The organism is Pseudoalteromonas sp. P1-11, assembly GCF_001399995.1.
Classification (GTDB): domain Bacteria; phylum Pseudomonadota; class Gammaproteobacteria; order Enterobacterales; family Alteromonadaceae; genus Pseudoalteromonas; species Pseudoalteromonas atlantica.
In genome coordinates this window covers 23,218-47,093 of sequence record NZ_LJSP01000016.1, presented here as the reverse complement: position 1 = coordinate 47,093, position 23,876 = coordinate 23,218, and the positions used below count along the sequence as shown (strand labels likewise).

The window sequence follows — 23,876 nt, the reverse complement described above, 5'->3', positions numbered from 1 at the left end:
TCTCATAGACTTCTCTTCATAGGGAATAGAATTTGGTTTTTTAGGCTTTACCTAATCAAAGCATTAAATAGAGATTCTAAATTAATATTCCATACTTTATTTTTCTTGATTTAATACGGTATGGATAGCGTTTATTGTTTAAACTCGTACTAAAAGAATGTTCTGAAAGCTAAGCTATCTGATGTTAAAAATGTAGTAAGGCGTTTATCAGTGATAACCGCTCATTGATATTGGCTAAATATCGTCGTTAATTGATTAGTTAAACTGCTCTTTGCGCATATATTCATGAAAATAAGCGCTACGCGCAAATTGGGTTATTTAACTTTACCTAAAAACTTTAGAAAACTTAGTGATAGTAATACCTTAGGTAATTTGTTAAAACTATATAAAGCGTTAAGTCGGCAGAAATATGCGCGATGAGCGCACTATTAAATTGTTATAAGCCATGGGAAGATATGGAGTTTTTAATTAAGCCTCACGATGGAATTGGACCTGTCAAACTTGGAATGAATAGAGAGCAAGTAAGAGAATTACTTGCGGGCTTTTTCAGTCTGTCAGATGAGGCGAGTGATTTTTATTTTGATAGCTGTCTTCAAATTGAGTTTGAAAACGACTTAGTTAACTTTATCGGGGTTTCTCAAAACGAAAATTACCAACTTATGTTCGGTGATATTGACGTGTTTGATATTGATGGAAGTACTTTGTTTAAAGTAATTTCTGCTAATGAATCGGAGAGTCATTCATTTAATGAGTCAGAGTATATTTTCCCTGACCAAATAGTTACTCTTTGGGAAATGGATGAGCAATATGATTATATCGGCAATCATAAACGTAAAGTTTGGGCTCAGCTCGGTATTGGTACTAAATCCTACCTTAAAGTGGTAAGTGGCTTATAACAAGCAATTAAACAGGGATTAAAAACAGCGGGCTCTTCGCTTCGCTCAATTTTAGCCCACTATTTTTTAACCCGTTAATCGAGCGTTAGCAATTTAATTTAGCATGTGGAAATTTTTTTAACCCCTTTTGGTGTGTTCGGACGTTATTAAAAAATAATAATAAAATTTCAGGAAGAATATGAATAATAAAATACTAAAATCCCTCGCCATTGGCTCATTAGTTTTATGTAATTCAGTTGCTGCGGCAGATTGTCGTGATGTGTCAGAAATTATTGCTAAGCAGCTTGAAGATAACTACGTAATTCAAAATACGGCAACAAAGCTATCTAAGTTAATGCGCTCCAAGCTATTTCTCTCTGATTGCAGTCGCCTAGAATCAGCTGAAGATATAGCTGATTTTATGACTTTAGAATTAAACAAAATTGCTAATGATAAACACCTCTCTGTCGTTTATGACCCACAATGGGTAAATGAACTGAAAACATACCGTTCATCAGCACAAACTAAAGCGTTTTCGGATAGTCGAGCCATGGAGACTCCGACAGATAACTATGGTTTTAAAAAAGTTGAAATGCTTGATGGAAACATTGGTTACCTCGATATAAGAATGTTCTCTGACAGTCATTTAGGTGGTGAGACGCTTGAAAATGGGATGAAATTTTTACAGTATGCCGATGGTATCATTATTGATTTAAGGAACAATTTTGGTGGTAGCTCATTTATGGTAACTTCCTTAGCGAGTTACTTTTTTGACTTAGATACCGTCCACTTATCAACCTTTGAACAACGTGAAAACGGTGTGTTAACTCAAACGCAAGATTGGACGTCTCCATATGTTCCGGGTCCTAGGTTTAAAGATACTCCACTTTATATTCTCACCAGCAGAAATTCTGCATCCGCTGCGGAAGCCTTTAGCTATGCTATGCAAAGTTTGACTAGAGCAACCATTGTTGGAGAGGTAACTGCTGGTGCCGCTCATGGTAGAAGTGTAGAAATAGTCAATAACGATTATATTCTCACTTTACCATCTACACGACCTGTTGACCCTCGAACAAAAGATAATTGGGAAAGAAAAGGTGTAAAACCAAATATAGAAACGAACAGCGACAATGCACTCAATGTAGCTTATGCTGAGGTGCTTAATTCCTTAATCAAAAGTAATAGTAGCAACCTTAGTTTGCATCAATGGGTCTATCCATTGGTTAAAGCAAAATCCAGCCAGTACCAGCCAAGTCAGAGTGATTTCAATCAAATTATAGGTACGTATGGTAAGCGCAAAGTTTTTCAAGAAAATGGCAAACTTTTTTATCAATATTTAGATGATCCAGCTTTTGAAATAGAGCTACTTGATAAAGAAACTATTATTTTTAAAGCGTTTACTGAAGCACGGTTGCAAGCAATATATAAAGATAAAGAAGCCGTAGCATTGAAAATGCTCTCTTTTGGCGAGGATGCACGAGAGTTTCAGAGAACGATGTAAAAATTGCTAACAAGTTGCTTAAATGGACAAAAAACAGCTGGCTTTTGCTCGTTCCTCGCTAATTTTAGCCAGCTATTTTATTGCCGCTTAGCAAAGCGTTATATGCTTTTGAGGAATTCATGCTAACTATCGCTGAACAAAACAAAGAAGTGTATGTGAAGTCTTACTGTCAGAATTGGTTAAGGCTGCTCTCTCTACAAAAGTTCAGCGAAGCCCAGAAACTATTGGATTGCCCAAACAGCTACGGAGAAACTTGGACAGAAGCCAAATTGAAGTTTGCTGTACAGGAATATTACGACAACACATCGCCAGTAACATTCCATAATGTAGACCTTTCCAGATGTTTTCCCGAATATTTGGAAACCGAATCTGGACACCTAATTTTTGGTTTTTATCTTCCGTCTAATAGTGAGATTACGGATCTAACAGTGAAGTTTGAGTTTATCCCGCAAGGTAACGGATTTTATGCAGCAACTATCAACAACGTCCATGTGTTGTAAAAGGCACGCATATAACAACTCAATAAATACACTCACTGCGTTCGCTGGGACGCATACACGTGGGGCGGCTTCGCCATTATGCCTCACATGTCTGCGCCCGTTATTGAAAAGTTAGCTGCTTTGAGGTCAATCATTAGTAAGGTGTCATAGTGAGAATTTTAGTAACAGGCTCTGCCGGTAGAGTCGGGCGTGCAACCTATATTAAATTAATGTGCACCCATGACGTGGTCGGCATTGATAAAACGCCTTGCTCAACAGCCGATTACATTGGTGATATTCTTGATAGTGATCTGATTGATCGGGCTCTTAAAAATGTTGATGTCATCATTCATACAGCGGCTCTTCACGCTCCACATGTTGGTTTAGTACCTGATTCAGAGTTTCAGTCTATCAACGTAGACGCGACCGAGAAACTCGCTCTGGCTGGATTAAAAGCAGGTATTAAGCACTTTATTTTTACCAGCACTACTGCATTGTACGGCTATGCTTCAACACCTAAAGGTATTGCAGGTTGGATAAATGAAGACGTCACACCTCAACCCAAGTCGATTTATCATAAAAGTAAAATTGAGGCTGAAGCTAAGCTAGAAGAAATTTCAAAGTTGTTTCAGCTTCCAGTTACTGTGCTGCAAATGTCGAGATGTTTTCCTGAACCTGCGGATTTAATGGCAGTATTTCGCCTTACTCGTGGCATAGATGCTCGTGATGTAGCAAACGCTCATTTATGTTCTGTGGAAAAACGCTTAAGTGGTTTTAATCGTTTTATAATCTCAGGCGCTACACCTTTTCAACTTTCTGATTGTGAAGCTCTATATACTGATGCTGCATCTGTCATCGAGCATCAATGTCCTGACATCGCGCTAGCATTTAAACAAAGAGATTGGCAACTACCTCAAAGCTTAGATCGCGTATATGATTCATCATCTGCATGTGACAAATTAGGGTGGTCACCTATACATGGTTTTAAAAGCGTTTTGGAAATGTTAGATACTGAAATACCTGAAGTATTGCCAATTTTGAAACGCAGCTAACAAAGCAATTAAGAGTGATTCGGCATGGGCAGCGTTTTTACTATGCATTGCTTTTAACATTAGGCAAAGCGAGTTCGCCCTCAGTACACTCTTTTTTAAAAGTTTCATAATTTGTGCCTAAACTCGTTTGCAAGTTTAGTTTTTCGATAGCTGCCTGTATTAGCCCTTGTCCATCTTTTGTTCACTAAATGCTGGTGTTCATTTTTATTGAACGATATTAATTAGTGAACAGGTAAACTTAAATCCCTTACTGTAATTAGTCGAATAAGTACAAGCCTGATAAGTTACCTTTAGAGAGTTTATAACTGCTCAATTAAATAGCCCCTATGTTAAACGTAACGTTTAGCACAGGGCTTTGTGGTTTTAGGCTAACCGGCTTAACATGCAAAGCGCATTAAAACGAATACTGCAGCCTTAATGAGATTGCATTGCCCGATGTGATAGTACCGCCTGCATCAAAGTAGTCGGCTTTAATGTAGTCGGCCATAAACTTTATGTTTTTGTTTACGGTGTAGTTAACGCCGAGGGCGTAGGTTTTTGCGTCTTGGTTTTCTTGCTTGAGCCTAAGTAGGCTGTAGCGGCCTGTAATTTCCCAGCCTGGCTCTGAGCTTGCGCCGAGTTTTGCGTTTTTATACTTACGGTATCCGCCCGATAGTTGATAACCAAATTGCAAATAGCCGCCTTCGTAATCGTTAGTTGTATTTTCAATACTGGTTACTTGTGCTTGTTGCCACTCGGCCATCATGGTAAATCTGTCTTTTAGCCATAGTAGCTCTACGCCTTGTTGCGAAAGGCTATCGGCATTAATTTTATCGCCTTCTATTAATGAGTCGGCGGTATAAACTTCAAGAGGTTCATTTACTCTAAATTCGTTACCGTCGTACTGCCTCTCACTAAATGCTACCCCAAGGTGTAAAAGGTTGGTGTTTTGCTGCCATGGCACCCAAGTTACGCGCCCTGTAATAGCAGACGTTGCTTCGTCTTCATCGGGCTCGTAATAACCTAGCTGCCAATTTACTGAGGCTATGTCCCCGGAAAGGCTAATACCTAAGCTGCGTCCTGGTGAAAACGCTTCGCTTATCATGCTGCGTTCGAGCATTAGCAATTTACGCGAGCTAGTTAGTTTTTCTAGGCCAAAACCTTCTTTTTGTTGGCCTATGGTTAAATCGGCATATTTCCAGCCAGAGTATTCTAGGTAGGCGTCTTTTATTTCGGTTTCGCCATCGGCAAAGCCAAGCTGAAATTTACTTTTCCAGTTTTTGTTTATATCTGATTTAAAACTTAGGCGAGCGCGGCGTATTTCAGAGGTACTTTCTGAGCTGCTGCTGTCGTATTGCCCCTCTAACAAAGAGGTATCAAACTTGTTGTAGTCGAGCATGATATAGCCGCTTAGGTCTATGTCGTCGTTAATTTTGGCAAAGGTTGCGTTACTAACAAGGCAAAGAGCTGAAAGTGCCGCATAGGTAATCGTTTGTTTAGAGGTCATGTTAGGCTGCCTTTGTTTGTTTTTCGGCTAAGTAACTTACTTTTAGTTGCGCTACGTCTCTTAAAAAGTCGATGTGCTCTATATCTACGGCAACTACATTTAGGCCTGTGCGCTGTTTTAAATCATCGATTAGTGTGGCTTGGTTTTGCGGGGTTATGTTTTCTATGCGCTCGTAGCAAACGCTTTGTACTTCGTAGCGTTTTACAAATACGCTTGAGTCAATCAAAAAGGCAATTAAGCAAATAATACCATTAAGAATACTTAGCTCAATTAGGCTCATTTGCCCTACAGAGGTCAGTAAAGCAATGGCAGTAACAAGGAATAAGTAGGTCATTTCTTTAATAGAAATAGACTCAGTGCGATACCTTAGCATGGTGAATACAGCAAATAGCCCAAATGCAAATTCCATTGACATATCAACGCCGTGCAGCAAAAAGGTAATAATAAAAACGCCTACGCCAAATAAAATAAACGAGCCTGCTACCACTGCATTTTTACTTACGCGAAAGTAACAGCCATAGCAAAGTACAGCCAGCGATAGGATGTTTACTAAAAAGCGGGAAAGAAAAATAAGATCTAATTTGGTCATTTTAATTATTCTCTAAAGGTAAAGGCAGGTTAGTGCGGTTAAGGTGTTTTAAACGGGCTAAAACAGGTTTAAAGCGGTTTACTTTTAAGCGCTCGGGGTAGAGCAAAGCACAGCCAATGCAGTATTTACTAAACGAGGCAGGGAATATGTGGTGTTTGCTCATAAGTTTATAAAATGGCGAGCGTTTTGTTTTTTTACTTTGTTTAAGCTCGGCAATAAAAAAGCCCGGTAAGGTTATTTTGTTATCGCCTTTTGGGGTGTTGTACCACAGGTTAAAATCAAGCGTTAAACGCTCGGCTTTTTCTTCGTTAGCTAGGGCTATGCGGTTATAGCCGCTTTGCTGGGTTACATTTAAATGTGCAAAGCTGTTTTTCATTTGCTCTTTAATAAACGCCGTGCTGTTAGCTTGCTGGTTGTTAGTTTGCGCGAGCTTTATACGTGTTTTTACGGTGCGGCTTTGGCTGTTTTTTAGTTTTACTTCTAGGTATTCGGTGGCGGTATCAACGTAGCGCCTTTGGCGTACTTTGTAGCGATTAAGCTTACCGTTATGGTGAGCTTTATATAAATCAAGTTCGGGCGTATCAAAGTACTGATTATAGTAAGAGAATAAACGCTTGCCTTGTATATCAAGTACCCGATACTGGCCTTGTATATGAGTAAGCAGCTCAGGTAAAAACGATAGTGGCAGCATAAACTTACTGTCTACACGGTTCATTAAATTAGCGTTATTAAGATCGTTTAATCCGTAACCTTCAAACGGAATAAGTAACTCGTTAATTAAGCTTGTTAATGAGCCATGCGCATCTGGTTTTTCAGACTGAGCCTGCTTATTTTTAGTGTTTATAGCAGTAATTGCTGCTGGTGAGGTAGAAGTATCCTTTTCAAAAAGTTCATCCTTAAAACGTGCTTGAATTGTCATAATTTTCTCAGATTATTAAATTGCAAAGTAATAGAGTGCAGTGCCAGCGTGCTGACACCGCATCAAGGATGGGTTGTTTATCTAGAGCAAAATCCGCTGCCATCACCCGCTGAGGGCAATGTGCCATCAAGCTGCGCGGCCATATTTGCTACGCGGTACTCCATAAAAGACGTTAAGCCGTAAAACTGCCCCGTGGTAGAGGTTAGGTTTTGCTCAAAGTAGGTTGAGCCATAAAAGCTAGTTGGGTCGTTTTGTACGTGCTCACGAATTAAATCGGCTATTTCATTTACGCGTGCGTTAAATGTGTCGCTTGAAAGTGAGCCATTAATAAGCTGTGTTAAGTAACTGTGGTACGTATCGAGGTGGCTTTGCTCGGCAAATACATTAGCAATTAATGGGCGCTCGCTTAATGCGCCGCTTACAGGCTCATCAATGTAGAGCTCTCTTACATCTACGCTATTACAATCCATGTTAAAGGTGCCGAATGACTCGTTAAAATCCCACGGCAAAATGCTAAATACGCCATCGTCATCGTAAATATAATAGTTATGTGCAAGCGGGCCGTGGTAGCTATCTAAATTAGACAGTGAAGTGCTTACCGACATATAACGCAGCAGCGTGTCTATATCTATGGCGGTGCTTTCGCCTTTATCGAGCGATTCAACAAAGTTAATAAAGGCGCCGTTATCGGTGGTGTCTTCGTTGGTTTGCAGGTTTATATCGGTATAGCTTTGTATGTCGTCACCTAGCCATAATAAATCGCTGCCTGTGCCATCTGGCTTGTATAAATCGCCATTACTGTTGGCAAAGTGTTTTTCAACAAATTCGCCATCTACGGCTTCTACCATTAAATACAAACCAAATAGTTCGCCGTTTACATAAAAGTTAACGTAAGCATGCTCAGGCGTTGGCACACCCATTTCATCCATAAGCTCGTAGGCGATTACTTCACGCATGTACGACGGGTCGTTAAACGAGTTTTGTAGTGTGAATTTTTTTAGCCCAAAAAACTTTTGCCCCGACACATATTCGTTAATATCAACCTTAAAGCTGTAACGGTCGCTGCTAGAGTTGGCAACGCTGCTTAAACTTGAGCCGCCTTTAGTGCGAATAGCCACGCTATCGAGTGTTACCCCATTAAAGGTAATAGCGGTTTCGTGGTATTCCTCATCAAGTGGGTTATCTAGAATGTCTTGCCAGTTTTCATCGCTAATTGTAATAGAAAGCGTATTAACGGCCGTAGGTGTAAAGGCGGTTGCAACTGTATTTTCACTACTTGGGGTAGGTGTTAAAAACGCATGAGTAAAGCCTGTACCGCTACTTAGGCCGTAACTAAAGCCTGTGGCTACATCACTTTCATCCCAGTCAATGTAGTCAATTACTTCATCGTTGAGTATTAAGCTTAGCCCGTCTTCTTTGCCTAGTTTAAAAGGGACGTAGTAAGTGCCTGGGTCTTCATCGGTGGCATAAATAGTAATGTATTCACCTGCGTATAAATCTATGTCGGGCAGGGTTACGGGGTCTATGTCGTCGCTTTCATCAATAACTTGGTAGTTGGCTAAGTTAATTGTATTTTCGCTGTTGTTGTATAGCTCAAACCAGTCGTTGCCATCGTCTGCGGCGCTTGCCACTATTTCGTTAATAACGAGTGGCCCGTGGGTTGCTTGGCTGTTTGAGCTAAGCTCTGTTGGAGTGAGTACCGCAGTTGCATCGCTGCCATCTGGGTAGCGGCCATAGCTGTAACCACTCAGCGCTTGGCCTTTATTCCACGATAACTGCTCTATAATTACATTGTTACTGTAAAGGCTTACGGTATCGCTTGCGCCTAATTTAAACGCTACGCTTGGCAGGTCGCCTAAATCATCGGTGCTTGCGTAAATGCGGTAAAACTCACCAGGCGATAACGTAATATCAGGTAGAGCAAATTGCTCGTTATTGTCATCACTTAGTGTGTAGTCAGCTAAATAAACATCGCTACTGCTTGTTACATAAAGCTCTATCCAGTCCTCGCCGCCGCTGCTGTCTTTTGCTACTACTTCGTTTATACGCAGTGGTGCATCTTCAGCAATTAGCGTTGTAACAAGTGTAGAGGTATCGGCTGTTTGGTTAGCTGCACCCTCTGTTGGCGTTAGTGTTTGCGCGGTGCCGGTGCCATCGGTATATAAGCCGTAACTAAAGCCTTCAGCGGCTTCGCCTTCTTCCCAATCAAGTACAGACACCGCAGTGCCGTCCTCATATAACGTAACCGCATCGTCGCTCCCTAGTTTAAAGGTAACGTAATAACCGTTATCGGGCGGGGTGTCGGTTTCATCAATGGCTTGAATAACAATAAATTCACCTTGGGAAAGCGCTACTGCGGGTAAAGCTTGAGGCTCTCTGTCGGCGTTATCATCAACAAGTGAAAATACCGATAGGTCGGCTATATCTTCAGTGGCGTATAGCTCAATCCAGTCGTAGGTGGTATCGCTTGGGCTTGCGACAATTTCGTTAATAACTAAGCCCGTGGAGGTGGTTGTTGATGATGAGTCAGTTTGCTCTGTGCTGCTATCGGTTGTTTGCTCAGTTTCGCCACAGCCATATAAAAATGTAGTAGAGGCAATAACTGAATAAAATATAAAAGGTTTTATATTCATGTATGCACGCTTATTATTTTATTAAAGTGGGCAAACTATAAAAATAGAAGGTGCAAACAATGTGTAAACATTCAGTAATATTCAGTATAGTGAGCTTAATTACTCACTTTAAAAGTTACTTTAACCTTATGTTTAAACAATTAATTTTATTGTGCGCGTTAAGCATGCCGCTTGTAAGTAATGCCGCTACTGCGCCATTTTCGGGCGATATTACAACTGATGTACTATTAAGCGATTACGATAAGTTTAATAAGCAGTACAACGCATTTACGCCAACCGAGCAAGATATAGCCTTAATGCAAAAGCTAGAAGGCAAGGCATTAGTTGTATTATTTGGCACTTGGTGTCACGACAGCCAACGCGAAGTCCCAAAGCTTATTAAGTTACTTGATGCGTCTAAGGTAAAACTTGCAAGCGTTAAATATGTGGCCGTGGGTTACAACAAGCAAGACGACGCTGGAATAGCACAGGCGCACGACTTGCAATACACGCCAACGTTTATAGTAAAAGACGATGGTAAAGAGTTAGTACGCGTAATTGAAAAACCAACGGGTACATTGGCACAAGATTTAACGCAGGGTTTGTGAGTAGAGCTTGGGGCTGTGAGAGCTTACTGATTCAGCCTAATAGACTTATAAGTTAGCTTGTGGGCTGTTATGAATGATCTCTTAGTATTTCAATATGAGAGGTCAGGATTTTACCCCTTTGTTTTTTTAAGGAGGAAGTATGTTTTTAAAAAGTGATGTAGAAAAGCTTGAAGAAAACTTTAGGTTAGCTAAGCAGGCATTACCTGATATTGATAGTTCTAGTGGCTACCCTAATTATCCTGAAGTTATTTCTGAATTTATGAATAGTCTATGTTCCCCTCCGTGGTTAAAAATTGATTATGACCCAAAAGAAGTAAAAAATATCATTTCAAATATAGATAATGCTTCCCCTGATAATTTACGTAATATATTGACAGATGCAAATCGTATTGAACGTTTTGGTTGTGGGCAATGGGCAGTAATTTTAGGCGGAGATTTTTTTCCTTTAGTTATAGCTCGTGCTTATGAGCTCACAAAACCCTAACAAACATAAGCGATAGAGGACAAACTGTCTCACACATCACGAGTTATCAACGCTCGCTTTAACGTTTATGTAAATTTACGACGCGCGTTAAATTCACTCATTTAAAAATTGAGCACTAAATAAACTTTTTTCGAATGCTTGCGCAGCATGCGAAGACGGTCTGTCTTTATAATGCAGTTGATAAAGAGGGCGAGAGAGTTGCTCGTTATTTTTTTGGCTCAGGCGCGTTAATTTGCCTAACTGCACTAAATCTTCTGTGACTACGTTTGGCAATAAAGCGACCCCCATACCTTGAGCAACAGCCCTTACAATGGCTTCGTTGCTGCCTAATTGCATACTTTGCTCAGCCTGTACGCCATGCTCTGCTAATAACTTTACAGACATTTCTAACGTGCCAGAGCCTGGCTCGCGTAATAGCCAAAACTGCTCGTTTAACCACGCTTTTAAGTCTTTAGTGGGCTTAAAGTTGCTCGGTATAACCACACTCATTAAATCATTTTGCCAGTGCTTACTAATAATGTGCGGCTCGGTAGGTGTGCCTTCAACCAGTGCTAAATCGATAGTGCATTCAAGTAAGGCATGCTCAATTTGCGCGGTATTAGCCACTTGTACTTCTACTTTTATATGCGGGTACTGCGCACAAAATTTGGCTAAATAAGGCGGTAGCCAATAACTGGCAATGGTGGTGCTGGTGCCTATAACTAATGTACCGCGCTTAAGCCCTGTGCGCGATTTAATATCTTCAATGGCGGCTTTTTCGATAGCAAAAATACTGCGGGCGTGATCATACAAAGCTTGGCCGCCTTCGCTTAAGGTGAGCTTTTTACCCTTAGATGCACGTTCAATAAGTTGAATATTTAACTGATGCTCTAGCTCTTTTAGCGCTTTAGAAACAGCGGGCTGGCTTATACAAAGCGCTTCGGCTGCGCCTGAAAAGCTACCCAATTTAGCCACTGTATAAAACACCCTAAGTGCATGTAAGTTCATTGTATAACCTTAAATTGCATAACTCTAAATTGTATAACTTTAAGTTATCAAATCATGATTTTAATATATTGGAGTTATATTTTGAGCTTTCTTACAATTAAGTCAACACATCAATATGGTTTAAGTGAGGGAATATTATGCTTAGCGCTATTAAAAATAGTTTTCAGCCTTTGGGTATTAATACTAAGCAATACGGCGATACGCGCTGGTGGTTAGGTATGCTGCTGGTGGTTGTGTTAGCGGGGGCATCTGTTGCATTAAGTAAGTTACCTATAATGCAAAGTGCGCAATTTAGCTCCTTAACAATTGGTATTGTGCTTGGCATTATTGTGGGTAACAGTGTGTTTTCGCGTATAGCTACGCGTACAGATGTAGGCGTTGATTACGCTAAAAGTATATTACTCAAAGCGGGCGTTATTTTATTTGGGTTTAGAATTACTTTTGCGCAAGTAGCGGATGTAGGCTGGCATGGCCTATTAACCGATGTGGTAATGCTGCTTGGTACGTTTATATTAGCAGTACAGCTAGGTAAGCGCGTTTTTAAGCTTGATGAACAAACAACCATACTAATAGGTGCGGGTAGCTCTATTTGTGGCGCCGCAGCGGTAATGGCAACTGAACCAGTTATAAAAGCACAAGCGCATAAAGTATCTGTAGCGGTGGCAACGGTTGTGGTGTTTGGCACGTTAAGTATGTTTGCCTACCCAATTATGTTTGAATATATGGGTGTGAGTGAGCATGCGTACGGTATTTTTGTTGGTTCAACCATTCATGAAGTTGCGCAAGTGGTAGCAGCAGGGACTGCGGTAAGTGCCAATGCAGCCGACACCGCCGTGATTGAAAAAATGCTACGCGTAATGATGCTTGCGCCATTTCTAGTGGGCTTATCGTTTTGGCAAAGTAAAAAGCATGCAAACATAAACGCACATGGCGGCGAGCAAAAATCAGGAATTACAATCCCTTGGTTTGCAGTGTTATTTATAGTGGCAAGTGGCGTGCATTCGTTATCGGTTATTCCGCAAGGTACTACAAGCGCTATTATATGGTTTGACAATATACTACTTACCATTGCCATGGTCGCACTTGGGCTGCGTACACATGTTGGCGCTATTCGCCAAGCGGGTATAAAGCCACTGCTATTAGCTGGCTGTTTATTTTTGTTTTTAACCTTAGCTGGCTTTGCCATTAATATAGGCATTGCGCAGCTGTTTTAAATATAACCTGGTGGAGGTAGATTGGCTTAAATAGGCCAATCTACTTCGTTTAGGTGATCGAGCTGCTGTGTTTTATTACTGTGCCCGTGCCATTTATTGGTATAAATACCATTTGGATCATACTGCGCCGTTTGTTTTTGTATATTAAAGTGGCGGCCGCCACGCGGATCAACCCCCACACCGGCTATGTACTGCCAGTTGCCCCAGTTTGCTGCTACATCGTAATCAATCAATTGTTGCTCAAAATAGGCTGCGCCGTATCGCCAATCAAGGCCAAGCTCGTTTACTAAACAGCTTGCTGCAATTTGCCTTGCTCGGTTTGAAATGTAACCCGTAGCGTTTAGTTCTTCCATAATGGCATTTACAAGCGGGTATGGCGTTGTGCCGTTACACCAAGCAGCAAAGCGTGTAGGTGTAAAAGTAGTAAGCGGTTTAGTTTGTTTTTGCCCTTTAAAGCTAAACAGGTTGTTACCTGCTTTAAGTGCGTGCCATTTAAAATACTCTCGCCATAGCAATTCAAATTTAATCCAGTAAGTAGACTCGTTTGCTGTATTGCATTGCTCGTAATTTTCTACGGCTTTGTAAACTTGTTTTGCACTTATACAGCCAAAGGCAAGCCAAGTACTAAATTTGGTGGTGTTGTTAAAGCCATCAAGCTCGTTGCGAGTCGTTTTATAAGTACTTGGCATTGCGCCTGCAAAGTATTGCTTTAAATGAGCTTGCGCACTGTTAAGCCCGCCATGCATTACGCCTTTATTTGTTATACGTTCTATAGGTTTTTTTGCGCATAAAATTATTGGCTTAGGGAGCAAACCGTTTGGCAAAGTAGAAGGTGTAATGGGGCTATTGGCGGCCTCTACCTTTTTACGAAACGGGGTAAAGTGATTAGGTAATTCGCTTAAATCAAAAGGGAGGTCGCTTTGTTTATAGAGCGTGTCTTGCAGCGTTCCTGTAAATTGTGTATTGGGGCAATGTGCTTTGAGTAAGTTTATTTGGCGTTGCTCGTACACGCCAAATTGTTCGCTGTATACAACTTCATCAATATTTTGCTCATTAATACGCGCTTTTAAAAGCGATACGGGTTCGCCCTCAAGCACATACAGGGTTTGCCCGCGCTCAATAAGTGCTTGTTGTAGTTCGTACAAGCTTTGCATTAAAAACTGCTGTTTGTGTATGCCATAAGGTTTTTGTTGGTAGTTATTATTTTTAAACCAGTGCGGGTTAATAACAAATACAATATCAAGCGCGCATTGCTGCAACATAAGGTCACTAAAAATTGGGTTGTCGGTTAGGCGTAAATCGTTTTGTAGCCAATATAAAATGCGTTTGCTCATACTCATGCTCTGGTTTTTGTAATCATTAAGTTTACGAAGCAAAAGCGGGTAGGGATTAGTTTTGAGGTATTTAATGCGGTTTTGAAAAGGGCGATAAACTTACCGCCCTTTAGTGTTTAAAAGTCGTGTTTAAAAGTATTGTTTTAACTTACTGGTTTTTGTTCTGCTATCCAATCGTTTATAACGTCCTCAAGCACTGCCATAGGCAATGAGCCTTGGCCAATAACAGTGTCGTGAAAGCTGCGTATATCAAATTGAGCGCCGAGTTCTTTTTCGGCTTTTGCGCGAAGCTCTCGTATTTTTATTTCGCCCATTTTGTACGAGAGCGCTTGGCCTGGCCATGAAATATAACGATCTATCTGATCTTCCACTGCGCTTTGTGGTAAAGCGGTGTGACTGGCTAAGTAATCAATTGCTTTTTGGCGGCTCCAACCAAAGGCATGAATACCGGTATCAACCACTAAGCGCACTGCACGCCACATTTCGTAACCTAAACGACCAAAGTCACTGTACGGGCTTTGATAAAAACCAGCTTCTTTACCTAAGCGTTCTGTGTATAGTGCCCAACCTTCGCCAAATGCAGAGTGGCTAAGTGTGCGTCTAAATTCGGGGACATTTAGCTCCATAGCAATGGCGTTTTGTAAATGGTGCCCGGGTATGGCTTCGTGCAGACTAAGTGCTTCTAAATTATATAAAGGCTGCAGTTTAGGTGTTGAGGCTAAAAAGTAAGTACCAGGTGAGCGGTTATCTGGTGGTGGCATATAAAACGCACCACGACTTGCTGAGCCCTTAATAGTAAAGGTGTTACGCGGTAAGTGGCCAAAGTAAGTGGGCAATTTTCCATACATTTTTTGCGTAATGAACGCGGTTTTTTCTAGCAAGTCTTGCGCGTCTTTTGCGTAAAACTGCTTATCGCTCGCTAAAAATTCTAAAAACTCACTATAGGTGCCATCAAAGCCTACTTCATCAATAATATTTTGCATTTGCGCTTTAATACGCGCGACTTCTTTAAGGCCTAGTTGATGTATTTGTTTAGGTGTGGCGCTTGTTGTGGTGTAGTAATTAACCGTGTACTTGTAATAATCAAGCCCGCCTTTCAAGCTTGCTATGCCCGGCTGCGCTCTACAGTGTGGCATATAGTCATTTTCAAAAAAGTCGTAAAAATGCTGATACGCAGGAATTACTTTATCTTTAATTACGGCTTGGGCTTTTTGTTTTAAGTTTGATTTTTGCGCTGTATTAAATGTATTAGGTATACGCGTAAAGGGCTCGTAAAGGGCGCTGTTTTCGGGGTTTTTAACTATGTGTGCGCTAATGCTTTGGCTGTAATTTTCAAAGGTTTTACAGTAATGGGTAAATCCTGTTTTTATTCCCTCTTTCATTAAATCAATATTTTGCTGATTAAAGCGCGGGTAGTCGGCAAGGCTGATTAAAAATGCGTTGTAATCATCAGCTGTTAAAAAAGCCATATTAGCGGGTGCTTCTGCAAAGTAGGTATGCCAGCCACTTAAAAAATTTACCGGAAAATACTTATCTTGATAAAGGTAGCTTTGCTGCTCGGTTTCTCGCTCATATTTAAATAAGCGGTAGTTCATTAGCTGATCCTTGTTGAGCGTTTTTGGATCAATGTTGGCTAAGCTTTCTAGTACGCTGTTGTTATAAGCTTGGCGCTTTGCAATGGCTTGCTCGCTCCAATTTGGTAATGTGCCGTTTGGTTTCCAACCGTCTGGATCGGTTCGAAAAAATATTTTTTCAGCTTTGGCATTTTGCCAGTGGTTATCAATAATTGTTTTTAAATCGCTGTTGCTGTCGGCAAGGCATGATAGCGAGGTGGCTGCTAAGCAAATAGCTAAAATACGTTTTTTAAACATAGTGATCCGTTATTGGCGAGTTAGTCGCGCTTTTTTATTTTAATTTGTGCTCAATATAGTACCAAGTTAACTTAATCAATGCGCTTACTTTTACAACCTGTATTTATTGGTTTTGTATTATGATTGAGCAAATTTCACTGCATAACTGAGTGGCGCACTAGTTTATTGTTTTATCAGCGTTTAGAATGATAAAAACTTACTATAAAAAATGACCGTCATGTTTAATAAAGTAATCGCCTTAATTGATGAAGCAAACAACCAAGACCCAAACAGTGAGCAATTTAATGGGGAGAGTGTTCCTAAAGAGTATTTATACTCACAGCGTATGAGCGATATGCTAACTCGCTTTAAGCCTGATGCCGATGAACTCATGCAAATTGCAGTGCGTGGGCAGCATATACAACGTTGGAAGTCGCCGCGTAGCGACTTTGCAATGAACAAGCAGGGCTATCATCAATGGCGCAGTGCGCTTTATATATTTCATGCAAGTAGTGTTGTTGCACTTATGGAGCAAGCTGGATACAGCGATGCTGAGCAAAACAGAGTGTACGATGCAGTTGCTAAAAAAAATATTAAACGTAACCCAGATAGCCAATTAGTAGAAGATGTAGCAAGCCTAGTATTTATTGAGCATTACATGCTCGGGTTTGCTAATAGTAAGCCTGATTACGATGAGCAAAAATGGATAGGGATTATTCGCCGTACATGGCAAAAAATGTCAGACGACGCGCATGAGTTTGTACTTGCAGGTAATATTACATTACCAGCGCCGCTTGTTGGGCTTATTCATAAAGCACTTGAGTAAAGTAGTGTAAGTTAAGTATTAAAATAAAAGGATTTTAGAATGTTATGCCCACGCACAAATACCTCTCTTGAGCCGTTATTAATTGGCGGGATTACTGTTTTTACGTCAGCGCAAGGCGGCGTATTTTTTGATAACAGCCAAATTTTTAAGTTTAGCTCGCCTGAGTTAAAGCATGGTCAGGTTCTACTTAAGTATTTGAGTAATTACATTGAAGGTGAGGGCGATGTATCATCGCGAGTAAATTGCCCAAAGTGCTTAGGGTCTGTTGAACTTTGCGGATTAAAATTTGTTCAAACTAGGGGCTATTTAATCACGGCGCGAGGTTTGTAACCTAGTGGACTAAGTAAAAGCCAAGCAACAAAGAGTAAATAGTCCCTAGGAAGAACCCTTTGGGTAGCGCCTGTTTGGCATTAATGCTACGTTATCGCCTATTTATGGGTGCCTTGCCTAAATACCAAACAGGCTGCTGCAAATTTAACCTTGAAAGATCAACAGACCCTAGATATAGTGATGATGCGCCGGTATTTTTCACCGCTCAAAGTTGTTGAAATAGACGAGTGCCCAGGTTGCGCTGGCATATGGCTTGATAGCGGGGAGCTTGCAAAAATACACGAAAACCATTTAACACCCAAAGAGCGAAAACTGCTAGCGCATGAAATGGCCACCAATCATGGGTTTGTATCTATTAAGCCGCCAAAATCTAAGTATTACCCCAAAGCGCCTAAAAATACCCAAGACACCACAGTTGAACGGCTGGTGCAATTGGCATTACTTAATCTTTAATACCCAGCCTCAAAATAAAACACTCAATTAAACTAATTGGTATAAAGCATAAAAAACGGCGTACTAAAAAGTACGCCGTTTTTTGTAGTAAATTAACTCTGACGAATTTATTTATTACGGTTTTCTTTGGCAAAGGCACGTATTTTACGTTTTTGCGAAAGCGTTACTTTGTTAGTACGCCCTGCAAATGGGTTATCACCTTCTCTAAATTCAATTTTGATTGGGGTGCCCATAATTTTAAGTGCTTTACGGTAGTAGTTCATAAGGTAGCGTTTGTAGCTATCTGGTAAATCGTGAACTTGGTTACCGTGAATTACAATACGTGGCGGGTTATAACCACCGGCATGCGCATATTTAAGCTTAACACGACGACCACGAACAAGTGGCGGCTGATGATCGGCCTGCGCCATGTCCATAATACGGCGTAGCATTGCGGTGCTAATACGTTTAGTTGCTGACTCGTACGCTTCATCTACCGATTCAAATAAGTGGCCAACACCTGTACCATGAAGCGCAGATATAAAGTGTAAGCGCGCAAAATCAATAAACCCTAAACGGCGATCAAGCTCTGTTTTAATGCGATCTTTAACGTAATCATCAAGCCCATCCCATTTGTTCACGGCAATAACCAATGAACGACCTGAGTTAAGCGCAAAACCTAATAAGCTTAAGTCTTGATCAGAAATACCATCGCGAGCATCAACAACCAGTAATACAACGTTTGCATCTTCAATAGCTTGAAGAGTTTTAATTACTGAGAACTTTTCAACTACGTCGCTTACTTTTTTACGCTTACGAACACCTGCGGTATCTATTAAAATATATTCTTTGTCGTTACGAGTCATCGGAATATAAATAGAGTCGCGGGTGGTGCCTGGCATATCGTATACAATTACACGTTCTTCACCGAGTATACGGTTTGTAAGTGTAGACTTACCTACGTTAGGGCGGCCAATAATAGCCAGTTTTACTGGTTTATCGGCAAACGCTTGGTGGTCTGTATCGTCGCCTTCGGCTTCTTGATAAAGGTCGATTAACTCTTCATCGTCATCAGTAACGTCTTCATCTAGTGCTGCAAGCTCTGCAATTACAGGCTGTAAAGTGTGCTCTAAAAGCTGTGTAATACCACGCCCATGTGCTGCTGCAATATGGTGAATATTACCTAATGATAATTGATAAAATTCTGCACAGTTTGAGTCGGCGTCAATGCCATCTGTTTTGTTGGCAACCACAAAGCTTTTTTTCTCTTGCTTGCGCAAGTGATTAGCAATGGCTTGGTCAGCAACGGTCATGCCTACGCGGGCATCAACCAAAAACAACACAATATCGGCTTCTTCAATGGCAAGTAACGACTGGTCGGCCATTTCGGTTTCGATGCCTTCTTCAGAGCCATCAATACCACCCGTGTCTACCACGATAAATTCATAGCCATCGTAATTAGCTTGGCCATATTTTCTATCTCGTGTTAAACCTGGAAAATCGGCTACGAGTGCATCACGAGTACGTGTTAAACGGTTAAATAATGTGGATTTGCCCACATTGGGTCGCCCAACTAGAGCGATCACGGGAAGCATAAACTACCTCTTTAAAAAACAACAAAAGGCTTCGCAGTGCGAAGCCTTACAAAAAACCTTTAAGTGTTAGCTAGTTAGTTAGGGGTGTTTACCACACTAACTTCACCATCACGGGTGTATAAAATTAGCTTGTCGTCGGCTACAACCGGCTCAACAAAAAAGCCTGAGCTGTCAAATTCTTCACGAGATACTAACTCGCCAGTGTCTTTGTTTAGCCAATGTAGGTTACCTTCTTGGTCACCTAAAGCTAAGTGGCTACCTGCAACTGCAGGGCCTGTTAGGTACCAACCACGTAGAGCGGGTTGGCTCCAACGTTCAATACCTGAATTTTTATCTAATGCGTAAATTACGCCTTCGCTATCTACTAGGTAAATAGTTTGTGCATCCATCGCTATTTCGCGGTAGCTGCTGTATTCACGTTTCCATACAACATTACCAGAGCGAATATCTACCGCTGCTAGGTTACCGTTGTATGCAATAGCATAAGCGTAAGGGCCGCTAATAATTGGTTGTGTGTCTACATCAACTAAGCGCTCAAATTCTGATGCACCTTTAGCAACGGCAATTTCTGCACTCCATGCTGAATAACCGCTCTCAGAAATGAGTACACTTAATTTACCTGTTTCTAAGCCTACTAACACACCACCGTTTGCAACTGTTGGTGAGCTTTGGCCACGCAATGTAAGCGGTGGTACTTCTTGTTCGAAGTTCCAGCGTTCTTCGCCTGTATCTGGGTGCAGCGCTAATAGTTTACCCGAGCCTAAATTAACAAAAATTAGGCCATCGCCCGCAGCTGGTTTTGATAACGCTTCGCCTGGCACATTTTTACGCCATACTTCTTCACCCGTTTCGCGGTCAAGAGCAATAATAAATCCGTGCTCAGAGCCTACGTAAATTTTACCATAAGCTTGTAATATACCGCCTGATAATTTAGCTGTGCCGTTATCTGACCATGGCCAAAACGATAAGTCTTCACGTACGTCGGTTTCCCATAACGTGTCGCCATTGGTAAGCGAAAGCGCTTCAATTTGGCCTTCGCGGCTAGCTACATAAATAGTGTCTTTGTATACAGCAGGCGATAAGCGAGAAAAATAATGTTCTACACCACTGCCAACCGACTCTTGCCACACTACGTCTGTTTCAAATTGATTAATAATTTCAGGAAGTACTAACTCGTCTTCGTCATCACTTGATGAACAACCCATTAGCGTTGCCATGCACAGTGCGAGAGTTGCTGTTGTTATTTTTTTCATACCTAAAACCTTATGCCGCTGGGCTAGTTACTGCTAGGTCGTCTAATTTAATTTGTAATAAAGGGTTTGTTGTTAACCCGCCTGCATCGGCAGCTGCTTGATACGCAGTGCGAGCTTGGTCTTTATTACCTTGTGCAATGTAAATATCGCCTTTTAGCTCAGCTACATTGGCGTTATATGCCTCTGGTAGTGGCGAGTTTAATGTACTTAGGGCTTCGTCAAATTTACTTTGCGCAAGTTGAATACGTGCTAAACGCGTAATGGCAATGGCTTTAAGCTCTTCGCTTTGGGCGTTTGTAACAATCCAGCTAAGTTTTTCGCTAGCAAGGTCTAATTTTTTTGCATCAACAGCGTCTTTTGCCGCAACAAAAGCGGCTAAAGTTGCATAGCTTGTGTCTTGGTTGTTTTTAATGAATGTATCGGCTGCGCCAAGTACATCGTCACTTTGTACAAGTGTTGTATATTCGTCAGACGCTTGCTCAGCAGTTGTAATTTGGTTTTGGTTGTATGCTTTCCAACCGTATAAGCCGCCTAAACCTACAATTACACCTAGCGCAAGTGAAATACCGTTTTCGCGAAAAAAGCGCTTAATGGCTTCTGCTTGTTGTTCTTCTGTTGAATAAATGTCCATTATTACCTCTTAAGTTAGCTTAGCTATTGATAAGCTCAGCTAATAGCGCTTTAGCTTGTTCTAATTCTAGTGTGACTTGCTCTTTACGCTCACGTAAATATTTTATGGTCACAACGCCTTTTTCTAATTCATCTTCGCCAATAATAACAGCCACTAGTGCATCGCTTTTATCAGCTCGTTTTAGTTGTTTTTTAAAGTTACCGCCGCCGGCATGCACCATAACGCGTAAACCGGGTACGTCGCTACGCAGTTGCGCTGCAATGGCAGGGGCTTGTACGCTGGCTTTGTCGCCCATTGCCGCTAAATATACATCAGCATTGCGGCGAATGTCACCTACGCACTCAAGTGCTTGGAGTAACAGTACTAAGCGCTCTAGACCCATAGCAAAACCAACTGCGGGCGTTGCTTTGCCGCCAAGTTGCTCAACTAAGCCATCGTAGCGTCCGCCAGCACACACTGTACCTTGTGCGCCTAGGCTATCTGTTACCCATTCAAATACTGTGCGGTTGTAGTAGTCTAAACCACGTACTAACTTTTCATTAACCGTGTATATGACGCCAGCTGCGTCTAAACGTTCACATAAATTTGCAAAATGTTCTTTTGATTCAGCATCTAAATGCTCAGACAATTTAGGCGCATCCACTAAGATTGCTTGCACGTCTGGGTTTTTGCTATCAAGTACACGCAATGGGTTTGAGTACATACGGCGCTTTGAATCTTCATCAAGCACGTCGGTATGCTGTTCAAGGTAGGCAACGAGTGCATCGCGGTAATCAGCACGCGCTTCGTTAGAGCCTAACGAGTTAAGCTCTAAACGTACGTGTTCGTTAATGCCAAATGCTTTCCATAATTGCGCGGTAAGTAAAATAACTTCTGCGTCTATGTCGGCTGTGGCAATACCAAATGTTTCTAAACCAAATTGGTGAAACTGACGGTAGCGGCCTTTTTGAGGGCGCTCATGACGAAACATCGGGCCCATGTACCACAGGCGCTGCTCTTGGTTATAAAGCAAGCCATTTTGGTTACCTGCACGTACACACACTGCGGTGCCTTCTGGGCGAAGGGTTAGCATGTCGCCGTTACGATCGGCAAAGGTATACATTTCTTTTTCTACTATATCGGTTACTTCACCAATAGAGCGTTTAAATAAGTCGGTTGATTCTACAATAGGAAAACGAATTTCTTGATAACCGAACGATGCTACTGTCTCGCGTAAAATGTTTTCTACTTTCTGCCAAACTTGCGTGTCGCCCGGCAGACAATCGTTCATACCGCGAACTGCCTGAATTTGTTTTGCCACTGATAAATCCTAATTACTGTTTATGTGTAATAAAAAAATGCTTACACAACAAGAATGCTAAAAATTGACCCGTCATTATATACCCAAATGACCCCATGATGCGAGCGTCGTTTGAATTAAAAGCGATTTAGGCAAGGCATTGATTGAAAGTAATAGTGGTTCTATTGTTAAAATCAATAACGCAGTATAAATCGCTTTTAAACCAACCCGTTGGGCGGTTCACATACACTTACTCTCATCGTTGTTACTTTTTAAAAGGGATTGCCATTCTTGCAAAGTAACGCCTTGATATTAAGAGCCTGTGAAACGCTGAATTCTGTACCTTGGGGTCGTTTGGGTATCCTCTAGCTATAAAGGTAAACGCCAAACAACGTGGTTTGGCGCTTTATACGGTATTTATTCGACTATTTTAATGTCGATAGGTGTTTGCTGCTCTTTTTGAGCAATAAAGTCGCGCACGTAGCCTTCAAGCTGGTCAACAATATTGTTGTTATCAATACGCGCTTTTTGACGCTCGCCATTAATGTATAAACCTGAGCGGCGGTTTGCACCGGCAAGGCCAATATCACTAACTAGGGCTTCGCCTGGGCCGTTAACGACACAGCCAATTACCGAAACAGACATTGGCTCAACAACATCTTCTAGGCGCTCTTCAAGCTGGTTCATGGTGCCCACTACATCAAACTCTTGACGTGAGCAGCTAGGGCAGGCAATAAAGTTAATACCGCGAGAGCGTATACGCAGCGATTTTAAAATATCAAAACCTACTTTGATTTCTTGAACTGGGTCGGCAGCAAGTGATACACGTAGCGTATCGCCAATACCTTCGGCAAGTAACATGCCTAAGCCTACAGCCGATTTAACCGAACCTGAGCGCATACCGCCGGCTTCGGTGATCCCTAAATGCAGGGGTTGCTCTATTTCTTTAGCAAGTAAACGATAAGCGCCTACAGCTAAAAATACGTCTGATGCTTTTACCGATATTTTAAATTGGTCAAAATCAAGGCGGCGTAATATATCTACATGGCGCATTGCTGATTCAAGTAATGCCTCGGGAGTTGGCTCGCCGTATTTTTCTTGTAGGTCGCGCTCTAATGAGCCGCCATTTACACCAATACGAATAGGGATATTATGCTCGCGTGCTGAGTCTACAACGGCTCTAATACGCTCTTCACTGCCTATATTCCCTGGGTTTATACGTAGGCAATCTACGCCATATTTTGCCACTTTTAACGCTATGCGGTAATCAAAGTGAATATCGGCTACAAGCGGTATACTAACTTGCTCTTTTATACTTTTAAACGCTTCTGCTGCATCCATAGTTGGTACAGATACACGCACTATATCGGCGCCGGCATCTTGTATTGCTTGGATTTGCGCTACCGTGGCATCTATATCCATGGTGTCGGTATTGGTCATCGACTGTACGGCAATAGGGGCACCGTCACCAATAGGCACGTTGCCTACATTGATGCGGGTTGATTTTCTGCGTTTAATTGGAGATTCTGAAAACATAGCG

The 23,876-nt window shown here is 41.5% G+C and carries 20 protein-coding genes and 1 pseudogene; 9 read left to right on the top strand and 12 right to left on the bottom strand.

Features of this window, described 5'->3' with window-relative positions:
* Positions 1-455 precede the first annotated feature (455 nt).
* The 4 genes from AN390_RS17995 (at position 456) to AN390_RS17980 (ending at position 3,907) form a co-directional block, all read left to right on the top strand.
* A complete protein-coding gene (locus AN390_RS17995) occupies positions 456-896 on the top strand; it encodes a hypothetical protein (protein ID WP_157686055.1) in 441 nt (146 codons plus the stop codon).
* Positions 897-1,074: 178 nt separating this feature from the next.
* On the top strand, positions 1,075-2,376 hold the full coding sequence (locus AN390_RS17990) for a S41 family peptidase (protein ID WP_055255615.1): 1,302 nt from the start codon (positions 1,075-1,077) through the stop codon (positions 2,374-2,376).
* 119 nt (positions 2,377-2,495) lie between these two features.
* Positions 2,496-2,876, top strand: coding sequence for a hypothetical protein (locus AN390_RS17985; RefSeq protein WP_055255614.1), 381 nt, complete (start codon positions 2,496-2,498; stop codon positions 2,874-2,876).
* A 149-nt stretch (positions 2,877-3,025) separates the two neighbouring features.
* Complete coding sequence (locus tag AN390_RS17980; protein WP_055255613.1) at positions 3,026-3,907, top strand: NAD(P)-dependent oxidoreductase; 882 nt, start codon at positions 3,026-3,028, stop codon at positions 3,905-3,907.
* Between the two features lie 394 nt (positions 3,908-4,301).
* Here the strand turns inward: AN390_RS17980 and AN390_RS17975 are convergent, their stop codons facing one another.
* From AN390_RS17975 to AN390_RS17960, 4 genes are all read right to left on the bottom strand, one after another.
* Entirely contained in the window at positions 4,302-5,393 is a 1,092-nt protein-coding gene (locus AN390_RS17975) for an OprO/OprP family phosphate-selective porin (RefSeq protein WP_055255612.1), read from the bottom strand.
* A gap of 1 nt (position 5,394) precedes the next feature.
* Positions 5,395-5,982 (bottom strand): DUF4956 domain-containing protein, encoded by a 588-nt coding sequence (locus AN390_RS17970; RefSeq protein WP_010556048.1) that lies wholly within the window; start codon positions 5,980-5,982, stop codon positions 5,395-5,397.
* A 1-nt stretch (position 5,983) separates the two neighbouring features.
* Positions 5,984-6,901, bottom strand: coding sequence for a polyphosphate polymerase domain-containing protein (locus AN390_RS17965; RefSeq protein WP_055255611.1), 918 nt, complete (start codon positions 6,899-6,901; stop codon positions 5,984-5,986).
* A gap of 77 nt (positions 6,902-6,978) precedes the next feature.
* A complete protein-coding gene (locus tag AN390_RS17960; RefSeq protein WP_055255610.1) occupies positions 6,979-9,534 on the bottom strand; it encodes a CotH kinase family protein in 2,556 nt (851 codons plus the stop codon).
* A 128-nt stretch (positions 9,535-9,662) separates the two neighbouring features.
* On the opposite strand from AN390_RS17960, the gene AN390_RS17955 reads away from it, so the two are divergent.
* On the top strand, positions 9,663-10,121 hold the full coding sequence (locus AN390_RS17955) for a thioredoxin family protein (RefSeq protein ID WP_055255628.1): 459 nt from the start codon (positions 9,663-9,665) through the stop codon (positions 10,119-10,121).
* A 139-nt stretch (positions 10,122-10,260) separates the two neighbouring features.
* The gene (locus AN390_RS17950) at positions 10,261-10,605 is read left to right on the top strand and encodes a hypothetical protein (RefSeq protein ID WP_055255609.1); all 345 of its coding nucleotides are present in this window, start codon (positions 10,261-10,263) and stop codon (positions 10,603-10,605) included.
* 93 nt (positions 10,606-10,698) lie between these two features.
* Here AN390_RS17950 and AN390_RS17945 read toward each other — a convergent pair whose 3' ends face one another.
* Positions 10,699-11,592, bottom strand: a complete 894-nt coding sequence (locus AN390_RS17945; RefSeq protein ID WP_055255608.1) for a LysR family transcriptional regulator — start codon at positions 11,590-11,592, stop codon at positions 10,699-10,701.
* A 137-nt stretch (positions 11,593-11,729) separates the two neighbouring features.
* Here AN390_RS17945 and AN390_RS17940 point away from each other — a divergent pair, with 137 nt between their 5' ends.
* The gene (locus AN390_RS17940; protein ID WP_055255607.1) at positions 11,730-12,806 is read left to right on the top strand and encodes a YeiH family protein; all 1,077 of its coding nucleotides are present in this window, start codon (positions 11,730-11,732) and stop codon (positions 12,804-12,806) included.
* A gap of 26 nt (positions 12,807-12,832) precedes the next feature.
* Here the strand turns inward: AN390_RS17940 and AN390_RS17935 are convergent, their stop codons facing one another.
* Together AN390_RS17935 and AN390_RS17930 are read right to left on the bottom strand one after the other, a co-directional pair.
* Complete coding sequence (locus AN390_RS17935) at positions 12,833-14,140, bottom strand: DASH family cryptochrome (protein ID WP_055255606.1); 1,308 nt, start codon at positions 14,138-14,140, stop codon at positions 12,833-12,835.
* A 143-nt stretch (positions 14,141-14,283) separates the two neighbouring features.
* Positions 14,284-16,011: a DUF885 family protein gene (locus AN390_RS17930; RefSeq protein ID WP_055255605.1), complete on the bottom strand. Its 1,728-nt coding sequence runs from the start codon at positions 16,009-16,011 to the stop codon at positions 14,284-14,286.
* A 217-nt stretch (positions 16,012-16,228) separates the two neighbouring features.
* Here AN390_RS17930 and AN390_RS17925 point away from each other — a divergent pair, with 217 nt between their 5' ends.
* Together AN390_RS17925 and AN390_RS17915 are read left to right on the top strand one after the other, a co-directional pair.
* A complete protein-coding gene (locus AN390_RS17925) occupies positions 16,229-16,816 on the top strand; it encodes a DUF4202 domain-containing protein (protein ID WP_095206798.1) in 588 nt (195 codons plus the stop codon).
* A 504-nt stretch (positions 16,817-17,320) separates the two neighbouring features.
* Positions 17,321-17,599, top strand: a pseudogene (locus AN390_RS17915) (zf-TFIIB domain-containing protein); the annotation flags it as partial.
* A gap of 107 nt (positions 17,600-17,706) precedes the next feature.
* Here the strand turns inward: AN390_RS17915 and der are convergent.
* The 5 genes from der to ispG form a co-directional block, all read right to left on the bottom strand.
* Positions 17,707-19,173, bottom strand: a complete 1,467-nt coding sequence (gene der / locus AN390_RS17910) for a ribosome biogenesis GTPase Der (protein ID WP_055255603.1) — start codon at positions 19,171-19,173, stop codon at positions 17,707-17,709.
* A 74-nt stretch (positions 19,174-19,247) separates the two neighbouring features.
* Positions 19,248-20,426, bottom strand: coding sequence for an outer membrane protein assembly factor BamB (gene bamB / locus AN390_RS17905; protein ID WP_055255602.1), 1,179 nt, complete (start codon positions 20,424-20,426; stop codon positions 19,248-19,250).
* A 10-nt stretch (positions 20,427-20,436) separates the two neighbouring features.
* A complete protein-coding gene (locus AN390_RS17900) occupies positions 20,437-21,057 on the bottom strand; it encodes a tetratricopeptide repeat protein (RefSeq protein ID WP_004586990.1) in 621 nt (206 codons plus the stop codon).
* Positions 21,058-21,076: 19 nt separating this feature from the next.
* Complete coding sequence (hisS, locus tag AN390_RS17895; RefSeq protein WP_004586991.1) at positions 21,077-22,357, bottom strand: histidine--tRNA ligase; 1,281 nt, start codon at positions 22,355-22,357, stop codon at positions 21,077-21,079.
* 396 nt (positions 22,358-22,753) lie between these two features.
* On the bottom strand, positions 22,754-23,872 hold the full coding sequence (gene ispG / locus AN390_RS17890) for a flavodoxin-dependent (E)-4-hydroxy-3-methylbut-2-enyl-diphosphate synthase (RefSeq protein ID WP_055255601.1): 1,119 nt from the start codon (positions 23,870-23,872) through the stop codon (positions 22,754-22,756).
* Positions 23,873-23,876: the final 4 nt, after the last annotated feature.

Excerpts from the sequence above, each read along its gene's own strand:
- AN390_RS17995 (WP_157686055.1), top strand. The coding sequence starts at position 456 with ATGGAGTTTTTAATTAAGCCTCACGATGGAATTGGACCTGTCAAACTT.
- AN390_RS17990 (WP_055255615.1), top strand. The coding sequence starts at position 1,075 with ATGAATAATAAAATACTAAAATCCCTCGCCATTGGCTCATTAGTTTTA.
- AN390_RS17985 (WP_055255614.1), top strand. The coding sequence starts at position 2,496 with ATGCTAACTATCGCTGAACAAAACAAAGAAGTGTATGTGAAGTCTTAC.
- AN390_RS17975 (WP_055255612.1), bottom strand. The coding sequence starts at position 5,393 with ATGACCTCTAAACAAACGATTACCTATGCGGCACTTTCAGCTCTTTGC.
- AN390_RS17970 (WP_010556048.1), bottom strand. The coding sequence starts at position 5,982 with ATGACCAAATTAGATCTTATTTTTCTTTCCCGCTTTTTAGTAAACATC.
- AN390_RS17965 (WP_055255611.1), bottom strand. The coding sequence starts at position 6,901 with ATGACAATTCAAGCACGTTTTAAGGATGAACTTTTTGAAAAGGATACT.
- AN390_RS17960 (WP_055255610.1), bottom strand. The coding sequence starts at position 9,534 with ATGAATATAAAACCTTTTATATTTTATTCAGTTATTGCCTCTACTACA.
- AN390_RS17955 (WP_055255628.1), top strand. The coding sequence starts at position 9,663 with ATGTTTAAACAATTAATTTTATTGTGCGCGTTAAGCATGCCGCTTGTA.
- AN390_RS17950 (WP_055255609.1), top strand. The coding sequence starts at position 10,261 with ATGTTTTTAAAAAGTGATGTAGAAAAGCTTGAAGAAAACTTTAGGTTA.
- AN390_RS17945 (WP_055255608.1), bottom strand. The coding sequence starts at position 11,592 with ATGAACTTACATGCACTTAGGGTGTTTTATACAGTGGCTAAATTGGGT.
- AN390_RS17940 (WP_055255607.1), top strand. The coding sequence starts at position 11,730 with ATGCTTAGCGCTATTAAAAATAGTTTTCAGCCTTTGGGTATTAATACT.
- AN390_RS17935 (WP_055255606.1), bottom strand. The coding sequence starts at position 14,140 with ATGAGCAAACGCATTTTATATTGGCTACAAAACGATTTACGCCTAACC.
- AN390_RS17930 (WP_055255605.1), bottom strand. The coding sequence starts at position 16,011 with ATGTTTAAAAAACGTATTTTAGCTATTTGCTTAGCAGCCACCTCGCTA.
- AN390_RS17925 (WP_095206798.1), top strand. The coding sequence starts at position 16,229 with ATGTTTAATAAAGTAATCGCCTTAATTGATGAAGCAAACAACCAAGAC.
- der (WP_055255603.1), bottom strand. The coding sequence starts at position 19,173 with ATGCTTCCCGTGATCGCTCTAGTTGGGCGACCCAATGTGGGCAAATCC.
- bamB (WP_055255602.1), bottom strand. The coding sequence starts at position 20,426 with ATGAAAAAAATAACAACAGCAACTCTCGCACTGTGCATGGCAACGCTA.
- AN390_RS17900 (WP_004586990.1), bottom strand. The coding sequence starts at position 21,057 with ATGGACATTTATTCAACAGAAGAACAACAAGCAGAAGCCATTAAGCGC.
- ispG (WP_055255601.1), bottom strand. The coding sequence starts at position 23,872 with ATGTTTTCAGAATCTCCAATTAAACGCAGAAAATCAACCCGCATCAAT.